Source organism: Mycolicibacterium sp. CBM1 (genome assembly GCF_054073305.1).
In genome coordinates this window covers 53,956-73,028 of sequence record NZ_JBSXPP010000008.1, presented here as the reverse complement: position 1 = coordinate 73,028, position 19,073 = coordinate 53,956, and the positions used below count along the sequence as shown (strand labels likewise).

Sequence of the window (19,073 nt, the reverse complement as noted above, 5' to 3'; positions counted from 1 at the left end):
CGCAAGCGCTCATCAGTTCTCTCTCTTTCTTCGCGCAAGCGCTCATCAGCGCGTTCCGTTCTTCGCGTAGGTGGCCACAGCATCGATGTTCGACTTGTCGATAAACGAGGGCCCGGTCAGCGTGGGCTGACCACCCCCGATCACATTGCCGTTGTTGAGGTAGAGCCACAGCGAATCCACGGCCAGATACCCCTGCAGGAAGGGCTGCTGATCGACGGCCCACCCGATGCTGCCATCCTCGATCGCCTGGACCAGCGCGGCATTGGTATCGAAGGTGTCGACCAGCGCGGAGCTGCCGGCGTTCTTCACCGACTGGACGGCGGTCAGGGCGATCGGCGCGCCCAGGGCGAGCACCCGGTCGATGCCGGGATCCTGCTGGAGCTTGGCAGTGATCGTCGATTCGACGGAGGGCATGTCCTTGCCGTTGACGTTCAAGATCTCGGTCTGCCCCCTGAAGCCTTGTTGGGCACCGGCACAGCGGGCTTCCAGGCCGACGTGGCCCTGTTCGTGGATCACACACAACATCTTCTTGGCACCGTCGGCGGTGAGCCGCTCACCCGCGGCCACACCGGCGATCTTCTCGTCCTGGCCGAAGTACTCCTTGACACCCATCGCCTTCCAGGAGTCCAGGCCGGAGTTGAAGGCCACCACCGGAATGTTCTTGGCGTTGGCCGTTTCCACTGCCGCACGCATGGCGTCGGGTTTGGCCAGCGTCACCGCGATACCTTTGACGCCGCTGTCGATCGCACTCTGCACGAGGTTGGCCTGGTTGGGCGCTTCCGGATCGTTGGAATAGCGCAGCTCGATGTTGTCTTTCTTGGCGGCGGTCTCAGCACCCTTGCGGACCAGATCCCAGAAGGAGTCGCCCGGCACTTCGTGGGTGATCATCGCGATCGTCATCCGCGGAGTGTCGGCCGTACCAGCGCCCATACCGTTACCGTTGTCACGAGGCTTACCGCCGGTGGCCGAACAGGCGGCGAGCCCAATGACGAGCGCGCCCGCTCCGGCCAAGGCCGCTAGCCGATTGAACCTCATGACAACTCCTTCGTCCTCGACGTCACGCGCCACACATTGCTGCCTCGATGTAATACGGCTCACAGCCGAAAGTCAAGACTTTGTTCGGACATTAGGACTGCAGGTCAAATGCTAGGGTGCGGCAATGGCCGACTTCGACCTGGCAGTTTGCGCAGAAATGGTCTTTCGCGAGCTCCCGATTCTCGACCGGGTACGCCGCATCCATGAGCTCGGCTTCGCGGTGGAGATCTGGAGCTGGCACGACAAAGACCTGCCCGCATTGGCAGCCACCGATGCCCGCTTCTCCTCGATGACCGGCTATCTGCACGGCGACCTGATCGATCCGGCGAGCGCCGACGAGGTGGTACGAACCGCCGAGATCAGCATCAAAGCCGCTGAGATACTTGGCGTTTCGCGTCTGAACCTGCATACCACCGAGCTGATCGAGGGTCACGCCGCCCGCCCCCGGTACCGAGCGACCGGCCCGATGTGGCTCAGCGCGCAACGCGCCCTCGAGCGTATCGGCGAGCTTGGCGCCACCGCCGGCGTGACCTTCTGCGTGGAGAACCTCAACACCGTCGTCGACCACCCTGGCGTTCCGCTGGCCCGCGCCAAGGACACGCTGGCCCTGGTCGAGGGCATCGGACATCCCAACGTGAGGATGATGCTCGACCTGTACCACGCGCAAATCGGCGAAGGGAACCTCGTCGAACTGGTCCGTCGCTGCGGGCCGGCGATCGGCGAGATCCAGGTGGCCGACGTCCCCGGCCGCTGCGAGCCGGGCACCGGGGAAATCCACTATCCGGCGATCGCGAACGCGCTGCGCGACATGGGCTATACCGGGACGATTGGCCTGGAGGCGTGGGCATCAGGCGACAGCGAGGCGGCGCTGGCGGCCTTCCGTGCGGCATTCAGCTAGCGGCGCTGCTACCGGTCGACGAGTGTGGTGTCGAAGTAGTACCGGGAGGCGCGATAGCAATGGCTCCCGTACTCCACCGCTCGCCCGGAGTCGTCGAACGCGGTGCGATCCATTGTCAGCAGCGGCGCGCCGGGCTTCTCGTCGAGCAACCGCGCCTCGGTGCGGCTGGCCGCCTTGGCGCCGATCCGCTGGTTGGCCAACCGGATGTGAACACCACGGGTACGCAACGACTGGTACAGGCCGCTGCGCTCGAGTTCCTCAGCATCCGGGGCGATCTCGACCGGTAGGTAGTTGGTCATCACCGCCAATGGCTCACCGTTAGCGGACCGCAGCCGTTTGATGCAGGCAACCTGACGGTCCTCGGCCAGGCTGAGTTCGCGGGCGATATCCTCGCCCGGCGGGCCGACGTGGTACTCCAACAACTGAGTGGACGGTTCCTGCCCCGCCCGCGAAAGGTCGTCGAACAGGCTGGTGAGCTCGACCCGCCGATGCACCGGATTCTGCACGACCTGGGTCCCGACACCGCGTTTGCGAACCAGCAGACCCTTGTCCACGAGCTCCTGGATCGCGCGTCGGGTGGTGGGCCGGGACAGGGTCAGCCGCTTGGCCAACGCCAGCTCATTCTCGAATCGGTCACCGGGCGCGAGTTCGCCAGTGCGTATCGCACCCTCGATGGCCTGCGCGAGCTGATAGTAGAGAGGAACAGGGCTTGACCTGTCCAGTTCAACCGTCAACGGCACGTCGACTCCGATCTCGAACCCGAAACCCCACCAGTAGCTGCACTCTAGCATCGATTGATACAAAGATAGAATGTCAGGACAAAGTATTGACATCGGACTGTGGCGCGAGGCACAGTCGTAGCACGCCCCCATCGAGCGCTGAAGAGAGCTGACGTGACCACTACCCCACCCTTCGACGTCCTCGCCATTGGGCGCAGCGGCGTCGACATCTACCCACTCCAGGTCGGGGTCGGCCTGGAAGCGGTGGAGTCCTTCGGCAAGTTCCTGGGCGGCAGCGCGGCCAACGTCGCGGTCGCCGCCACCCGGCTCGGCAACCGCACCGCCCTGATCTCCGGCGTCGGGGCCGACCCGTTCGGGCGGTTCGTCCGCGCCGAGCTCGCCCACCTCGGGGTGGACAACCGCTACGTGAGCACCCACGCGGAATACCCGACGCCGGTGACGTTCTGCGAGATCTTCCCGCCCGACGATTTCCCGCTGTACTTCTACCGCAAGCCCAGCGCCCCGGATCTGCAGATCACAGCCGATGAACTAGACCTCGCCGCGGTACGGAGCGCCCGACTGTACTGGTCCACGGCCACCGGGCTGTCTGAAGAGCCCAGCCGCAGTGCACATTTCGCGGCCTGGGCCGCTCGCGAACGACGACCGCTGACCGTGCTCGACCTCGACTACCGGCCGATGTTCTGGGACTCCCCCGCTGCGGCATCGACACAGGTTCAGCGCGCGCTGGCTCACGTCACGGTGGCGGTCGGCAATCGGGAGGAGTGTCAGATTGCCGTGGGCGAATCCAACCCGCACAAGGCCGCTGACGCACTGCTCGACCTGGGGGTGGAACTAGCCATCGTCAAGCAGGGACCGCGCGGAGTGCTCGGCAAGACCAAGAGTGCATCGGTGACGGTGCCGCCGGTCGACGTCGACGTCGTCAATGGGCTCGGTGCCGGCGATAGCTTCGGCGGCAGCCTGTGCCACGGCCTTCTGCGCGGCTGGCCGCTGGAGAAGACGTTGCGTTACGCCAATGCCGCCGGGGCGATCGTGGCATCGCGGCTGGAGTGCTCGACGGCGATGCCGACGATCGACGAAGTCGCGGCGCTGGCCGAGCAGATCGCGGTGGAGGCCGTCAATGTCTAGCCGCCTCTCTAGCCCGTGCAAGGACTATGCCGATATCACCGAGTTGCGCGCCACCGATCCTGCCGCCATCGCCCGCGCCTGGGACCGCCGCGTCACCCGGCCCGCCATCCGCGGCAACGGACGGCTGATGATCGTGGCCGCCGACCATCCCGCCCGCGGCGCACTGTCGGTCGGATCACGGCCCACCGCCATGAACAGTCGCGTCGACCTACTCGACCGGCTCCGGACCGCGCTGGCCGACCCCGGCGTCGACGGCGTACTCGCCACCGCCGACATCCTCGACGACCTGCTGTTGGTCGGCGCGTTGGAGGACAAGGTGGTGTTCTCCTCGATGAACCGCGGCGGGCTGGCTGGCTCCCGATTCGAGCTCGACGACCGGATGACCGCGGCCACCGCCAAGGCGACCGCCGCGGCGAAGATGAATGGCGGAAAGATGTTGTGCCGCATTGACCTTGACGACCCGGGCACGGTGTCCACACTTTGCGCGTGTGCACAGGCGGTCGACGAACTGGCCGCCCGCGGCCTGATCGCGATGCTCGAGCCGTTCCTGTCCCGACGGGTCGACGGCAAGGTCCGCAACGACCTGAGCCCGGACGCGGTGATCAAGTCGGTCCACATCAGCCAGGGTCTGGGCTCGACATCGGCCTACACCTGGATGAAGCTGCCGGTCGTCGACGAGATGGATCGGGTGATGGATTCCACCACGTTGCCCACGCTGCTCTTGGGCGGTGACCCCACCGATCCCGACGAAGCGTTCGCCAGTTGGGAGAAGGCACTGTCGCTGCCGTCGGTACGGGGCTTGATCGTCGGGCGCACCCTGCTGTATCCGGCCGATGACGACGTGAGTTCCGCGGTCGCGACCGCCGTGTCGATGGTGAGGTGAGAAGAAGATGAACAGCAAGTACTACATTCCGGCCCGCAGCGCCGAGCTTCCGTTCACCGTCGACGTCACCCCCGAGTCCGCCGGATGGGAGGAATCCTCGCTGCAGGTGTTGGAGCTGGACGACAGCCAGCACACCGGGGCGAGCGAAGCGACGGGACAAGGCTTAGTGCTGGCGACCGGTGGTACCGAGGTCATGATCCTGCCACTGTCCGGTGGCGGCAGCGTGCAGTGCCACGGCGAGACATTCGCACTGTCGCGCCGGGAATCGGTGTTCGACGGCCCCGCCGACATGGTGTATCTCGGCATCGGCCAGGAGTACCGGATCGTCGGCGAAGGCCGGTTCGCCATCTGCGGCGCCCGCGCCTCGCGGTCCTTCCCGAACCGTCGGGTGGCCGCCGGGGACGTGGCCGTCGAATTACGCGGCGCCGGCAACTGCAGCCGCCAAGTGCATAACTTCGGCACCGCAACGACATTCGAGGCCGACTCGCTGATCGCCTGCGAAGTGATCACCCCCGGCGGCAATTGGTCGAGTTACCCGGCACACAAGCACGAGGAGAACTCCGACGTCGAGACCCAGCTGGAGGAGATCTACTACTTCGAGATCGCCGAGAGCCCGGCCGGCACACCTGGGTTCGGCTATCACCGCGTGTACGGCACCCCGCAGCGCCCGATCGAGGTGCTCGAAGAGGTGCGCTCCGGTGACGTGGTACTGGTTCCGCACGGCTATCACGGCCCGTCGATCGCCGCGCCCGGCCACCACATGTACTACCTGAACGTGATGGCCGGCTCGGGCCCGAACCGGGCCTGGCTGATCTGTGACGACCCCGATCACACCTGGCTGCGGGGCAGTTGGGAGCACCAGGACATCGACCCTCGCTTGCCCTTCGGCAGCCTGTCCCGCGAAGGAGCCTGACCGTGGTTTCCACCGCGCCCAAGTCCCTGGCCAAGCAGCCCGACTCCGAGCCCACCGTTCGACTGACGGTCGCACAGGCCACGATCCGGTTCCTCGCCAACCAGTACGTCGAGCGCGACGGCGCGCACCGGAAGTTCTTCGCCGGGTGCCTGGGTATCTTCGGCCATGGCAACGTGGCCGGGTTGGGCCAGGCCCTGCTGCAAGACGAAATCGAGGCGACCGAAGCAGGCCGCCAGCCCGGTCTCACCTACGTCCTGGGACGCAACGAGCAGGCCATGGTGCACACCGCCGTGGCCTACGCGCGGCAGAAGGATCGACTGTCGGCCTGGGCTGTCACCGCCAGCGTCGGGCCCGGCTCCACCAACATGCTCACCGGCGCAGCGTTGGCCACTATCAACCGGTTGCCGGTGCTGCTGCTGCCCGCCGACACCTTCGCCACCCGGGTCAGCGCCCCGGTGCTCCAAGAGCTCGAGCTGCCGTCCGCGGGCGACGTGACCGTCAATGACGCCTTCAAACCGTTGTCCCGCTATTTCGACCGGGTGTGGCGGCCCGAACAGTTGCCCGCGGCCCTGCTGGGCGCCATGCGAGTGCTCACCGATCCCGTCGAGACGGGTGCGGCGACGGTGTCGATCCCCCAGGACGTGCAGGCGCAAGCCCACGACTGGCCCGAATCATTGTTCGCCGAACGCACCTGGCACGTCGCCCGCCCGCTGCCGGAGCGTTCGGTGATCGCCCGCGCGGCCGAGATCATCGCCGCGGCCACCAAGCCGCTGATCATCGCCGGTGGCGGTGTGCACTACTCCGAAGCCGAAGAGACGTTGGCGGCATTCTGCGAGCAGACCGGTATCCCGGTTGCCGAGAGCCAGGCCGGCAAGGGGTCGCTGCAGTTCGACCATCCGCAGAGCGTCGGGGCTGTCGGGTCCACCGGTACCACCGCCGCCAACGCGCTGGCCGCCGAGGCGGATGTGATCATCGGGATCGGTACCCGTTACAGCGATTTCACCTCGGCGTCGCGCACGGCGTTCAACAACCCCGATGTGCGGTTCGTCAATATCAACGTCGCGTCGCTGGATTCCGTCAAACAGGGTGGTGTCAGCGTCGTTGCCGACGCCCGGGAAGCCATCGAGGCACTCGGCGCGGCACTGGCCGGCTACACCGTCAGCGACGACTATCGCTCCCGGGCAACAGATCTCGCTAAGCACTGGGATCAGACCGTATCCTCGGCGTATGCCTGCGAAGACGGGGTGCAGCTCAACCAGAACCAGGTCATCGGACTGGTGAACACCCTGTCAGACCCCCGTGACGTGGTGGTCTGCGCCGCCGGGTCGATGCCCGGGGATCTGCACAAGCTGTGGCGTACCCGCGACCGCAAGGGCTACCACGTCGAATACGGGTACTCATGCATGGGCTACGAGATCGCCGGCGGTATCGGTGTACGGATGGCCGACACCGACCGCGACGTGTTCGTCATGGTCGGCGACGGCTCCTACCTGATGATGGCCACCGAACTGGTGACCGCCGTTCAGGAGGGAATCAAGGTCATCCCGGTATTGGTGCAGAACCACGGATTCGCTTCCATCGGTGGTCTTTCGGAGTCGCTGGGTTCCCAGCGGTTCGGCACCGCCTATCGGTACCGTAGCGACGACGGGCGGCTCGACGGTGACCGGCTGCCGGTCGATCTGGCTGCCAACGCCGCCAGCCTGGGCGCCGACGTCATCAGGGTGACCACAGCCGCGGAGTTCGCCGACGCGGTCAAGACCGCCAAGGCCGCCGACCACACCACGGTCATCCATGTGGAGACCGACCCGTTGATCTACGCGCCCGACAGTCAGTCCTGGTGGGACGTTCCGGTCAGCGAGGTCTCCAGTCTGGAGTCCACCCAGGACGCCTATGAGCGGTACGCGGACTGGAAGAAAGTCCAACGCCCCCTAGTCAACCCGTCCGACCGTCTCGGGTAGGAGATCCCATGTCCGACTTGAAGATCGCGGTGCTCGGTGTGGGTGTGATGGGCGCGGACCACGTCACCCGCATCACCTCGCGGATCTCCGGGGCCCGCGTGTCGGTGGTCAACGACTACCTCACCGAGAAGGCCGAGCGACTCGCCACCACTGTTCCCGGGTGCCGGGCCGTGGCCGATCCGTTGGACGCGATCGCCGATCCGGATGTCGACGCGGTGCTGCTGGCCACTCCCGGGCCGACCCATGAGAAGCAGTTGCTCGCCTGTATCGAACATCGCAAGCCGGTGCTATGCGAAAAGCCGTTGACCACCGACGTGTCCTCCTCGCTGGACATCGCGCGCCGTGAAGCCGAACTCGGCATCGCCTTGATCCAGGTCGGCTTCATGCGGCGGTTCGACCACGAGTACGCCGCGTTGAAGGCACTGATCGACAGTGGTGAGCTGGGCGCGCCGCTGGTGATGCACTGCGTACACCGCAACCCCACGGTGTCGCCAAGCTTCGACAGCTCCATGGTGGTCCGGGACTCCCTGGTACACGAGGTCGACGTGACACGCTTCCTGTTCGGCGAAGAGATCACCACCATCCAGATCGTTCGCCCGGTGCCGAATTCCACTGCGCCGCAGGGCCTGCAGGATCCGCAGATCGCGATCATGAGAACAGCCAGCGGCCGGCACGTGGACGTCGAACTGTTCGTGACGACCGGTGTCGCCTACGAGGTGCGCACCGAGGTCGTCGGTGAACGCGGCAGCGCGATGATCGGTCTGGACGTGGGACTGGTGCGAAAGTCGGCACCCGGCAACTGGGGTGGGACCATCACTCCGGGGTTTCGGGAACGCTTCGGGCAGGCCTACGACACCGAGGTTCAGCGCTGGGTGGACGCGGTGCGGGCCGGAACAAACGTCGATGGTCCCGGCGCCTGGGACGGCTATGCGGCGGCCGCGGTGTGCGAGGCGGGTGTTCGCGCCCTGGCCAGCGGGGAGGTCGTGGACGTCACGCTGGCGCCGATGGCCGACGAGGTCGACGAAATTCGCTCGCGCGGGTAACCGGGCACGGTTTGCGTGTTGTTGCCCGGACCGGACGACCCGAGGAGTAGACCGCGATAGCAGCGCAAGGCATAGCCATCGAAGGACGCACCGCCCTCGTCACCCGCGCCAACCGCGGACTCAGACGCGCGTTCACCCAGGCACTGCTCGACCGCTGCGCCGCCAAGATGTACGCCGCCGCCCGCAACTTAGGCAGTGTCGAGTTCGACGACCCACGGGTGGAGACTGGTCGACCTGGGCGGTCAGGGCACCCGCGCGACGAAGAGCGCCGTACCCACCGACCAGACATCGATCTACCCCGTCATCCAGAAAGCCTGGGACGCCGTGAAAATCCCTGGCGGAGTTGAGCCGCGGTGCCGCTAGCGGCGCGCCAGAAAAACGACCCCGCGTTGTCGCTGGCTGCCCCACAGCAACATTCGATCCAGCGCGGCGCACCGGATCGGTAGGTCGTGGGCATCCACCCACGTCTCCCCGGCCGGTCTGTCGATCCACGGATCGGCAACGATCACAACCGATCGACCGTCGGAAGCGTGGGCGGTGACCCAATGCGGCTCTTCTTCACCGTGCATCGTCACCTGGGTGATGAGCAGCAGTGCGATGTCGTCGGTCATGGTTCGCCGCGCGATCTCGGCGACGTCCACGCGCTCGCGCCGCAACGGGATGTTCAGCCCATCGGCCTGCTGTCGAGAGTAATCCTGGAGCTCGGTGCGGAACTCCCGCTCGAATCCGGCGAAATCCTCGAGGAACATCGGGGTATCGGGATGCAGCGCCACTTCGACCCGTCGGCCGTCGGCGAGGTAGCGCCGGATCGCGACCGCCAGGCCGACGGGCTCGCACGCCGGATAGTTGCTCGCCGAACGCCAGAAGTCGATCTCGCGCCGCCGGTCGTCGTTGTCTCCGGCGAAGCCGCGCCGTCCCACCATCTCCGCGGCGAGCAGCGCTGCCACCGCACCACAGGTGAATTCGGTGCTCTGCGCGTAGTACCGGTGCTCGGGGTGGCCGATCGGTTGCAACCAGAGGGCGAAACCGCGCACCTGCGCATCCCGCTCGCTCGGCGCGGTCGGCATCATCTCGACGAAGCCGCGCTCGGCGGCCGCGGCCGGCGGCTCAGCTGCGCCGTGCAGCTCCCATTTCACGACGACGGCCTCGTCGCGGCGGGCCAGGGCGATGATCCGGTCGAGCATCCCCGCTACGAAGGTATCCTCGCGCGCCCACAGATCGACGATCTTCACCGCGGCGGTGCCCGGACGATTGGTCAGTAGTGCTGCAGCCGTGAGGCCGTCGCCATCGGTCGACAGCAGGACGCGAGGGCAGTACTGCTCACGGCGAACCCGCCAGCGCGCGGCGATATCCGGCCTCAGCAGATCGGCCAGTCCAGGCGTCAGCAGGGCCGCGATGGCGTCGGCCCCCTCGACGATCGACTGGTCCGACAGTGTCATGTCACTCCCGTTCATCGGTTGTCGTCACCGGAACCCGCAGCCGTCACCAGGTTCTCGCGCAGCGCAGCCGCCACGAGCATCCTGGTGTAATCCTGGGTGGGCGTGGTGAGGACCTGCTCGCAGCGCCCCTGCTCGACCACCTTCCCGTCCCGCAGCACAACGACGTCGTCGGCGATCATCCGCACCACCGCGAGGTCGTGCGAGATGAACAGCAGGGTCAGGCCCAATTCCGCACGCAGCCGCTGAAGCAGCTCGAGGATTTGAGCCTGCACCGAAACGTCGAGGGCGGAAACCGATTCGTCGCAGATGAGCAGCCGCGGGCGCGGAGCCAGCGCCCGCGCGATCGCAACGCGTTGACGCTGCCCCCCGGACAGTTCGGCCGGCCGGCGACGGGCGAACTCACCGGGCAGTCCGACCAGACTGAGCAGCTCGGGGATGTCATCGGCCGAGCGGCCCGCGACCCGCAAGGCTTCGCCCACGATCGCACCCACCGACATCATCGGGTTCAGCGACGAATACGGATCCTGGAAAACGATCTGCATCTGCTCGGGAGTGCGGGACTGCCGCCCCGGCGCCAGCGTCGCACCGTCGAACTCGACAGTCCCGGCATCGTGGCGCTCGAGGCCGGCGATGCAGCGAGCCAGGGTGGACTTGCCCGAGCCCGATTCGCCGACGACTCCGAGGATCCGGCCAGCCGCGATGCGCGTGGACACGCCCTCGAGCACGCGTCGCTGGCCGAAGCGTTTGTCCAGCGCGCGCACCTCGACCAAGGTCTTGGGCGCATCGACTGGAGAGGAACCTCCCGGGCGGGTATGGGAGTTGGGGTCGGCGTCGATCAGCGCACGGGTATACGGATGTTGGGGCGCACGGAGAACCGTACGGGTCGGCCCCCGTTCCACGACGGTGCCCTCACGCATCACCAGCACCTCATCGGTCCGGCCGCGGATGAGCCCGAGATCGTGGGAGATCAGGATCACCGATAGCCGGCGCGACTGCTGAATCGAGCGGATCAGATCCAGGATGTCGGCCTGGTTACTGGCGTCCAGTGCTGTGGTGGGCTCGTCGGCGATGAGCAGCTCGGGTGCGGCGGCGAGAGCCGCCGCGATCGCGACGCGCTGGCGCATCCCACCGGAGAGTTGATGTGGGTAGGCCCTGACAACATCGGCTGGCAGCCGCACCTCGGCCAGCAGCGCGGCGACGTCGGCGTCTTCGCGACGCCCGGAGCGGCGCCGCAAGGTCCAGGCGATCTGGTCGCCACAGCGGTGCACCGGCGACAAGCTGGTGAACGGATCCTGCAGCAGCAGTGCGACAGTGCCGCCGCGCACCGTCCGCCAGGTGCGCGCCGAACTGTCCAGGGCGACGGTGTTGTCACCGAACCGTACCGACCCCTCAGCGCGAAAACCGCGGGGAAGAAGGCCGACAAGGCTTTTCGCGGTGAGTGTCTTGCCCGACCCGGACTCGCCGATGATCGCCAGCGTGGTGCCCGATGCGATCTCGGCATCCAGCGGTGCCACCACTGCGCCGCGCGGCCCGAAGACCGTCAGATTCTCGATCCGGATGTCGGTCATCGCTCAACTTCCGTTCTGCGTCAGCCGCTGGCCGAGCCAGTCGCCTACGAGGTTCACCGCGCACGCCACCAGGATGATGAGCGCCGCCGGCACCGCCACGGCGGCAGGGTTGTCGAACGCGATCTGTCGATTGGTCGCCAACTGGGCCCCCCAGTCGGCGGTATCGGACGACACCCCCACCCCCAGGAACGACAATGACGAGAAAGCGACGAGGGCGAAGGCGATGTTCAGCATCACGTTGGTGACGATCAGCGTGGACACGTTCGGCAGCAGGTGGACGAACATCACCCGCCGGCGCGGAAGCGACAGCATCTGGGCGGCCTCGATGTAGGGGCGGGCGGACTGCTCCAGCACCCCCGCCCGGACGATCCGGATATCGGACGGCGAGAACAGGATCGTCAGCAGCGCCACTGTGACCCAATACCCGCCCCCGAGCACGCCCCCGACCACGATGGCGGCCACCAGCAGCGGCAGCGCCAGCAACAGGTCGGTCCATCTACTGACCAGAAAGTCGATCGGCCCCCGCTCGTAGCCGGCCACCGTGCCCAGTGCTATCCCGATGAGCATCGACCCGATCGCCACGCACAGTGGACCCAGCAGCGCCGAGCCGGTCCCGGCGACGGTCATGGCCAGCACGTCCCGGCCGAGTTCGTCGGTGCCCAGGAGGTGTCCGGAGGTATTGGGCCCGACCAGGCCGGTCAGAATGTCCTGGCGCATCGCATCGGGGTAGACGAGGCGCCCGAACACCGCGGCCAGTGCGGTCAGGCCAAGGAAGACCAGGCACGCAGCCACCGAAACGGGGAGCCGAGAATGATTGGTACGCAACGGCGTTCCACCTAGAACCGCGGCCATCACGTTGCCCTGTTCCGGTGCCGCACCCGCGGGTCCAACAGCAGGTAGGCCGAGTCCGCGAGCCAGGAGATGACCATGATCACGCAGGCCACCAGCAAGGTCAGCGACTGCACCACTGCAATGTCTTTGAACAGCACCGAATCTTGGAGCAGCATCCCCAGCCCGGGCAGGGCGAACGTGGTCTCGGCCAGTACAGTGCCGCCGACGAGGAAGGTCAGCAGCAGACCCGCTCCGGTGGTGATGGGGATCGCGGCGTTGCGCAGCGCGATCCGCAGGACGGTGGCTTCGGACAGGCCGCGCGCCCTGGCCGCCGTTACGTAATCGGTCTCCAACTCGCGCAGCACGGCGGCTCTGGTCAGCTTCACCACAATCGCGCCGAGTCCCAACGCGAGCGAGATCGCCGGCAGGGCCAGGTGTTTGATCGTGTCCACGCCGCCGTCGCCCACGCCGTAGACCGGCAGTACCGGTATCACGTATGCGAACACCAGCAACAGCAACAGTCCGACGGCGAAAGTCGGTGCGCTCAGCCCGACCACCGCCAGACCACTTGCGCTGCGGTCGATCCAGCCGCCCGCCCGCACCGCGCCGAGCACCCCGAGGGGCACCGCCACGACGACGGACAACAGGAACGCCATCCCGCACAACAGGGCCGTGAGCTCCAGGCGTTGCGAAATCGCTTCGGCCACCGGCACCTGCAAGCGCACCGACTGCCCCAGATCGCCGTGCAGGAATCCGCCCAGCCACCGCAGGTACTGTTCGACCGCGGAGTCGTCGAGGTGGTACTGCGCACGGATCGCCGCGACCGCCGCCGGGGACGACGGGCGGTTGCCGAGCAGGTTTTTCACGATGTCGCCCGGGGCCAGATACATCAGCGCGAAGATCAGGACCGACAGCACCAGCAGCACGGCGAGCGCGCCGAGGGCCCGCACGGCCAGCGACCGCAGCACCGCCGGCGTCACTGCGGTTGCGCCCGGTACAGCTGGGTGGGCCAGGACGAGACGAACGTGTACGGGCTGTCACTGCGGATGCCCAGCTTGTCTGCGAATGCCGTGGCCGACTGCCCCCACCACAGGGGAATGTTGATCGCGTCCTTGGCCTGCAGCGTCTCGGCCTGCAACAGCAGATCGATGCGGGCCTTGGCATCGGACTCGGCGTTGGCCCGGTCCAGGAGCTCGGTGATCGCAGAGTTATTGTACCCGGACGGATTTCCGGCTCCCAGAAGATAATTCGGCACCTCCGCGGGGTCGCCCGAGGTGGAGAAGTACCACATCATGCCGACGCCGTGGTCGGAACTCGCGTCAAGGCTGGCCAGCCACTCTTCGATCGGCACCTCACGAACCTTCAGCGTGATGCCCAGATCGCCGAGTTGCTGGGCCAGCGCCTGGGCGGCCTTGCCCAGTTGCGGCCCGGTGTTGGGCGTGAGGATCTCGGTCTCGAAACCGCCCGGATGCTTGGACGCCGCCAGTGCGGCCCTGGCCGCCGCGGGGTCGAACGACCATTGCGGGACCGTGGCGAGTTCCTTCTGCGCCTGGTCCTCGGGCATCGTGCTGACCAGGGACTCCGGTGTCATGATGGCCGTCGCGACCTCACCGTGGCCGCGCAACAACTTGTCGACGAAGGCCTTGCGATCCAGCGCGTGCGCGAACGTCTCTCGGACCTTGGGATCGTCGAACGGCGCGATGTTGGGGTTGAAGTACAAACCGACATAGGACAGGTCGTTGACATAGTCGACCCGCATCGTCTGCAGCTTCTCCCACTGTGCGGCTTGTGCGAGCGGCACATTGAAGGCCATGTCTAGATTGCCGGACTGGGCGGCAACCAACCGAGTCGACTCGTCGGGGACGAAATTGATCCTGATGTCCTGCACGGCCGGCGCCGGGCCCCGCCAGGTGTCGGCGCGGGCGAAGCTGACGTGGGAGTCCGGCACGAATTCGGTCACCTTATAGGGGCCGGTCCCGAGCAGCAGCGCGCTGGGGGTACCGACCTTGCCCTGATTCTTCTCCCAGAACGCCTTAGAGGTGATGAACGCCGTTCCTGCCGTGCTCATGTTCTTGGTGAATGCGGCGTCGGGCTTGGTCAGCTTGATGGTGACTTCCTCGTCGCCGGTCTTGGCGATGGAATCGACCGTTGACAGCAGCCCACTGAACCCTGGCGAGGCAGTCTCGTCACGCGCCTTGTCCAGGCTGAAGACGACGTCATCGGCGGTCATCGGGGTGCCGTCCTGGAATTTCACGTCGGGGCGCAGGTCGAAGACATAGGTGGTGTCGTTGGGCTGCTCCCATTTCTCGGCCAGGCCAGGTTGCACCCGCCCCATGTCGTCGAGGGACACCAACCCTTCCTGGGCGATCGAGGCCACGTAGTAGTTCAAGATCCCCGATTCCTGACCCACGTACAGGTTGGACAGCGAACCGGGAAGCGCCACAGTGATACTCGGAATCTGCTCCCCGGTATCGGCGCCCACCGACTTCGCGGGGTGCGAACTGGTACAGCCCGACAGCGCGAGTGCCCCCGCGACGGTGGCGGCAGTGGCCCGGATGGCGCGGCTGGACGTCAGTGACGGCATAGGAGAGCTCTCTTCGTCGGGTGTGGGGTATCGGGAGGGAACCGAGATCGGAAATCGGGCGCGATGGCTGTCGCTGCGCCGGCGCGCGGTGACCAACTCGTCGAGGTCCACCGGCGCCGGCCGGTGTGAGACCAGGCCGCGCAGCGCGATGGAGATGGTGGGGCTCGCGGCGGCGTCGGCGAGGGTGAGGGCGCTGGCGCGGCGCGTCATCGGCGGGTCCAGTGCGACGGTGCGGACTCCGGCAGGCAGGTCGACCCCACGCAGCGAACTCTCGGCGACGAACGCCGTGCCCCGCGCGCAGGTCGCCAACGCCAGCGCGGCATCGGAGCGGGTGACGGTGGAGTCGCGGGCGGCGGCGGGGCGCGTGATCGCCGCGGCCACCGCGTCGCTGCAGGTTCCGTCGCCGATGATCCACGGCTGATCGGCGAGCGCATCCGGGCTGACCCGATCGCCATCGAACTCCACGTCCGCCGCGGTGACCGCCACGATCTCCTCCGCGAACAGGAACGTCGACCGGGTGCCTGCAGGCCGGCGGCTGCGACGATGACCGCCTGGACCGATGACGTCGAAGACGATCGCCAGGTCGGCACGTCCGCCCTGCACGGTCGCAATGGCGTGATCGGAATCGGTGGCTTCGGCCACCGTGACATCGAGGTTGGGGAAGTGCGTGGCCAGCCACGACGACACCGGGGCCAGGATCACGCCGATCGATTCGGGGGGGCCGATCAACCGGACGGTGCCCGCGCGGCGGCCGAGCAGTCGCGACAGTTCCGTGGCAGCCGCCGTCAGGCTGGCGTCGATCCGCGGGGCGTGTTCGGCCAGCAGTGCCCCGGCCGGGGTCAGCTGTGCCGAGCGGGAGCCGCGAACTACCAGAGCTGCACCGAGTTTGGACTCCATGCGCTGCACATGCTGGGTGATGGTCGGCTGCGAGTACCCCAGCTGGCGGGCGGCCCCGCTAATCGATCCGGCTTGGTCAATGGCGACCAGGATGCGCAGCGCATGCAGATCGAGCGCCCGGGTCAGCGCGTCGATCTCGGTATGCACATCGTCCATGGTCGGCAAGTCTGACACAGATATAGCCTGATGCAATCGTTATATGTAAACCCATTGTTAATTGTGATGCCAGGACGCGATCCGCTGCCATACTCGTGCCTATGCCCCACTGCGATCCGGTGAGCACCGTCGAATCCGAAGTCGGCCGTCGGCGCCACGACCTGGTCGAACTGTCCCATTCGCTGCACGCTGAACCCGAGCTCGCCTTCGACGAGCACCGCAGCTGCGCCAAGACTCAGACGCTGGCGGCCGAGCGCGGTTTCGACATCGCCCCCGGCGTCGGCGGCTTGGCGACGGCGTTCCGCGCCGTCTACGGCAGCGGTTCGCTGGTGCTGGGCATCTGCGCCGAGTACGACGCTCTGCCCGAGCTGGGCCATGCATGCGGACACAACGTGATCGCCGCCGCCGGGGTCGGCGCAGCGCTGGCGCTGGCCGAGGTCGCCGACTCCCTTGATCTGACCGTCGTGCTCCTGGGCACCCCCGCCGAAGAGGCCGGCGGAGGCAAGGTGCTGATGCTTGAGGCGGGTGCCTTCGACGACATCGCGGCCTCGGCGATGATCCATCCCGGACCCCGCGACATCGCAGCCCCGCGATCCCTGGCACTCTGCGACGTCGCCGTCGACTACCGCGGCCGAGAGGCGCACGCCGCGGTGGCTCCGTACGCCGGCCTCAACGCCGCCGACGCGGCGACAGTGGCGCAGGTGGGAGTCGGGCTGTTACGCCAGCACCTGGCTCCGGGCCAGATGGTGCACGGCATCGTCACCGACGGCGGACAGGCGGCCAACGTGGTCCCCGCCCACGCGGCGATGCGTTACATCATGCGCGCCGACGACACCGCATCGCTGGACCTGCTACGAGAGCGGGTGACCGCCTGCGTTCAGGCCGGCGCGATCGCCACCGGGTGCGAATTCAGCATGGCCGATACCGAGCCGCGCTATCTCGACCTCACGCCGGACGAGTGGCTCTCCGAGGTCTTCGCCGACGAGATGCGCCGACTGGGCCGGGCACCGGTCAGCGCCCGGGTCGCGGCTGCCGCCCCGTTCGGCTCGACCGATATGGGCAATGTCAGCCAGGCGATGCCGGCAATCCACCCCATCGTCGGCATCGACGCCCAGGGCGCGTCGATCCATCAGCCGGAATTCGCCCGCGCGGCAGGCGGACCCAGCGGCGACGCCGCCGTCATCGACGGGGCGAAGATGTTGGCCCGCACGCTCGTCCGGCTGGCCCAGTCACCAGCCGAACGAGCGCGCCTTCACGAACTGGCCGATCAGAGGATGTAGAGCAACGTTGTCCTGAGCCCAACCGCCGTGATCAGGGCACAATCGCGCCCGCTCGATCCGACTCGTCTGTTCGTCGACGGCATGAGCACTACCGAAAGCGCATCCGGCAACTCACGTCCGATTGCAGCCCGAGGCCTTCGGCCCCAAGTCGCCTCCAATACCAACTTGTTCAATAACGGTCAGGGGAACGGGGTCTGCAGCCTCGATCTCTGAGGCGCCGTCTAGCTGATCACAGGGCGGCGCAGACGGATTTGACCTCGGTGAAGGTACGGATGGCCTCTGAGCCTTCTTCGCGTCCCCAGCCGGATTGCTTGTAGCCACCGAAAGGCAGAGCGGGATCGTAGAAATTGTGGGCGTTGATCCACACGCTCCCGGCCTTGATCAACTTGGCCATCTTGTGCGCGACTCCGATGTTGCTCGTCCACACACTTGCGGACAGGCCGTAGACCGTGTCATTGGCCTTGCGCGCTACTTCGGCGAGGTCGTCGTCCTCGAACGACTGGGCACACAACACCGGTCCGAAGATCTCCTCGTGCACTACCGACATGAATTCGGTCGTGTGCGCCAGCACCGTCGGCTCCATAAAGAAGCCGTCGCCGGCTACTGCGTGGCCGCCGGTGACCAACTGGGCGCCCTCGGCCACGCCGGCCTCGACATATCCGGTCACCTTGTCGCGCTGGGCCGCTGAGATCAACGGGCCCATCGTCGTCGAGGTATCCAATCCGTGCCCGAGAACCAGCTTGCGACTTTCGGCCACGATGCCCTCGAGCACCTGATCGTGAACCGAGGAATGCGCGTAGAGCCGGGTACCTGCGGTGCACACCTGGCCCTGATGGAAGAAGATGGCACTGGCCAACGCCGGGATCGCCGCATCGAGATCGGCATCGGGGAACACGATCATCGGTGCCTTGCCCCCGAGTTCGAGGCTGACCCTCTTGAGGTTGCCGGTGGCCGAGGCGGCGATCCTCTTTCCCGTTGCCGTCGATCCGGTGAAGGCAATCTTGTCCACCCGGGCGTGCTCGGCGAGCGCGACACCGGCCTCGGCGCCCAACCCGGTCACCACGTTGATCACCCCAGGCGGGAAGCCGACCTCCTCGGCAATCTGCGCAAGCCGAATCGTGCTGAGCGGCGTCAGTTCCGACGGCTTGAGGATCGCGGTGCACCCGACGGCGAGCAGCGGCGCCAGCTTGTACGCGGTCAGTACGAGTGGAAAGTTCCACGGCGTGATGGCCGCGACGACACCGACTGGCTCACGCAGCGTGTATGCGTGGAAGTCACCAGGGGTGGACACCGATACGGTCTCGCCACTGACCTTGCTCGCCCATCCCGCCATGTAGTGGTAGATGTTCGCGGTGAGGCCGACGTCGACTGCCCGCGCATACGCCAAGGGCTTGCCGCAGTCGATGGCCTCGATCTCGGCAAGCTCGTCGCCCAGTTCTTCGATTCTTTCGGCGAACCTCGAGATCAGCTTGCCGCGTTCCAGACCGGTCATGGTCGACCACGGACCAGAATCGAACGCCGACCTTGCCGCCGTGACTGCCCGGTCCACGTCTTCGGACCCGCCTGCCGCCGATCGCGCGATCTCCCGCCCCGTCGCCGGGTCGAGAACCGCGATGGTCTCACCCGAGGCGGCCGGAACCCAGGCACCGCCGATGTAGAGACCGTGAGTAGCTTCGATGAAGTCCCGGGTAGCTGCGCTGCCGCGCTGAAGTGAGAGTGTCAT

The 19,073-nt window shown here is 66.8% G+C and carries 15 protein-coding genes; 7 read left to right on the top strand and 8 right to left on the bottom strand.

Going from position 1 to position 19,073, the window contains the following annotated elements; translation table 11 throughout:
* Positions 1 to 45: 45 nt before the first annotated feature.
* Positions 46 to 1,035, bottom strand: coding sequence for a substrate-binding domain-containing protein (locus ACXDF8_RS12965; protein WP_457223667.1), 990 nt, complete (start codon positions 1,033 to 1,035; stop codon positions 46 to 48).
* Positions 1,036 to 1,159: 124 nt separating this feature from the next.
* On the opposite strand from ACXDF8_RS12965, the gene ACXDF8_RS12960 reads away from it, so the two are divergent.
* Positions 1,160 to 1,933, top strand: a complete 774-nt coding sequence (locus ACXDF8_RS12960) for a TIM barrel protein (protein WP_457223666.1) — start codon at positions 1,160 to 1,162, stop codon at positions 1,931 to 1,933.
* An 8-nt stretch (positions 1,934 to 1,941) separates the two neighbouring features.
* On the opposite strand, the gene ACXDF8_RS12955 is transcribed toward ACXDF8_RS12960, so the two are convergent.
* Positions 1,942 to 2,724 carry a GntR family transcriptional regulator gene (locus ACXDF8_RS12955; RefSeq protein ID WP_457223665.1) on the bottom strand — a complete coding sequence of 261 codons (783 nt, stop codon included), beginning with the start codon at positions 2,722 to 2,724 and terminating at the stop codon, positions 1,942 to 1,944.
* A 102-nt stretch (positions 2,725 to 2,826) separates the two neighbouring features.
* Between ACXDF8_RS12955 and iolC the strand changes: the two genes are divergently transcribed.
* The 5 genes from iolC to ACXDF8_RS12930 are packed head-to-tail and all read left to right on the top strand — an operon-like array spanning position 2,827 to position 8,595.
* Entirely contained in the window at positions 2,827 to 3,798 is a 972-nt protein-coding gene (iolC, locus tag ACXDF8_RS12950; RefSeq protein WP_457223664.1) for a 5-dehydro-2-deoxygluconokinase, read from the top strand.
* Positions 3,791 to 4,681 (top strand): Cgl0159 family (beta/alpha)8-fold protein, encoded by an 891-nt coding sequence (locus ACXDF8_RS12945; RefSeq protein ID WP_457223663.1) that lies wholly within the window; start codon positions 3,791 to 3,793, stop codon positions 4,679 to 4,681. The genes iolC and ACXDF8_RS12945 overlap by 8 nt, the downstream gene beginning before the upstream one ends.
* 7 nt (positions 4,682 to 4,688) lie before the next feature.
* On the top strand, positions 4,689 to 5,594 hold the full coding sequence (gene iolB / locus ACXDF8_RS12940; protein WP_457223662.1) for a 5-deoxy-glucuronate isomerase: 906 nt from the start codon (positions 4,689 to 4,691) through the stop codon (positions 5,592 to 5,594).
* 2 nt (positions 5,595 to 5,596) lie between these two features.
* On the top strand, positions 5,597 to 7,552 hold the full coding sequence (gene iolD / locus ACXDF8_RS12935; RefSeq protein WP_457223661.1) for a 3D-(3,5/4)-trihydroxycyclohexane-1,2-dione acylhydrolase (decyclizing): 1,956 nt from the start codon (positions 5,597 to 5,599) through the stop codon (positions 7,550 to 7,552).
* Positions 7,553 to 7,560: 8 nt separating this feature from the next.
* Positions 7,561 to 8,595 carry a Gfo/Idh/MocA family protein gene (locus ACXDF8_RS12930; protein ID WP_457223660.1) on the top strand — a complete coding sequence of 345 codons (1,035 nt, stop codon included), beginning with the start codon at positions 7,561 to 7,563 and terminating at the stop codon, positions 8,593 to 8,595.
* Positions 8,596 to 8,954: 359 nt separating this feature from the next.
* Here ACXDF8_RS12930 and ACXDF8_RS12925 read toward each other — a convergent pair whose 3' ends face one another.
* Genes ACXDF8_RS12925 through ACXDF8_RS12905 form a run of 5 tightly spaced genes read right to left on the bottom strand, consistent with a single transcriptional unit; the run spans position 8,955 to position 16,070 of the window.
* Complete coding sequence (locus tag ACXDF8_RS12925) at positions 8,955 to 10,034, bottom strand: peptidase C39 family protein (RefSeq protein ID WP_457223659.1); 1,080 nt, start codon at positions 10,032 to 10,034, stop codon at positions 8,955 to 8,957.
* A gap of 11 nt (positions 10,035 to 10,045) precedes the next feature.
* A complete protein-coding gene (locus tag ACXDF8_RS12920) occupies positions 10,046 to 11,602 on the bottom strand; it encodes an ATP-binding cassette domain-containing protein (protein ID WP_457223658.1) in 1,557 nt (518 codons plus the stop codon).
* 3 nt (positions 11,603 to 11,605) lie between these two features.
* Positions 11,606 to 12,394, bottom strand: coding sequence for an ABC transporter permease (locus tag ACXDF8_RS12915; RefSeq protein WP_457223657.1), 789 nt, complete (start codon positions 12,392 to 12,394; stop codon positions 11,606 to 11,608).
* 59 nt (positions 12,395 to 12,453) lie between these two features.
* Entirely contained in the window at positions 12,454 to 13,413 is a 960-nt protein-coding gene (locus ACXDF8_RS12910) for an ABC transporter permease (protein WP_457223656.1), read from the bottom strand.
* A complete protein-coding gene (locus ACXDF8_RS12905) occupies positions 13,410 to 16,070 on the bottom strand; it encodes an ABC transporter substrate-binding protein (RefSeq protein WP_457223655.1) in 2,661 nt (886 codons plus the stop codon). Before ACXDF8_RS12905 ends, ACXDF8_RS12910 begins: the two co-directional genes overlap by 4 nt.
* A gap of 101 nt (positions 16,071 to 16,171) precedes the next feature.
* On the opposite strand from ACXDF8_RS12905, the gene ACXDF8_RS12900 reads away from it, so the two are divergent.
* Positions 16,172 to 17,350: a M20 family metallopeptidase gene (locus tag ACXDF8_RS12900; RefSeq protein ID WP_457223654.1), complete on the top strand. Its 1,179-nt coding sequence runs from the start codon at positions 16,172 to 16,174 to the stop codon at positions 17,348 to 17,350.
* 229 nt (positions 17,351 to 17,579) lie between these two features.
* Here ACXDF8_RS12900 and ACXDF8_RS12895 read toward each other — a convergent pair whose 3' ends face one another.
* Positions 17,580 to 19,073, bottom strand: a complete 1,494-nt coding sequence (locus tag ACXDF8_RS12895; RefSeq protein WP_457223653.1) for an aldehyde dehydrogenase family protein — start codon at positions 19,071 to 19,073, stop codon at positions 17,580 to 17,582.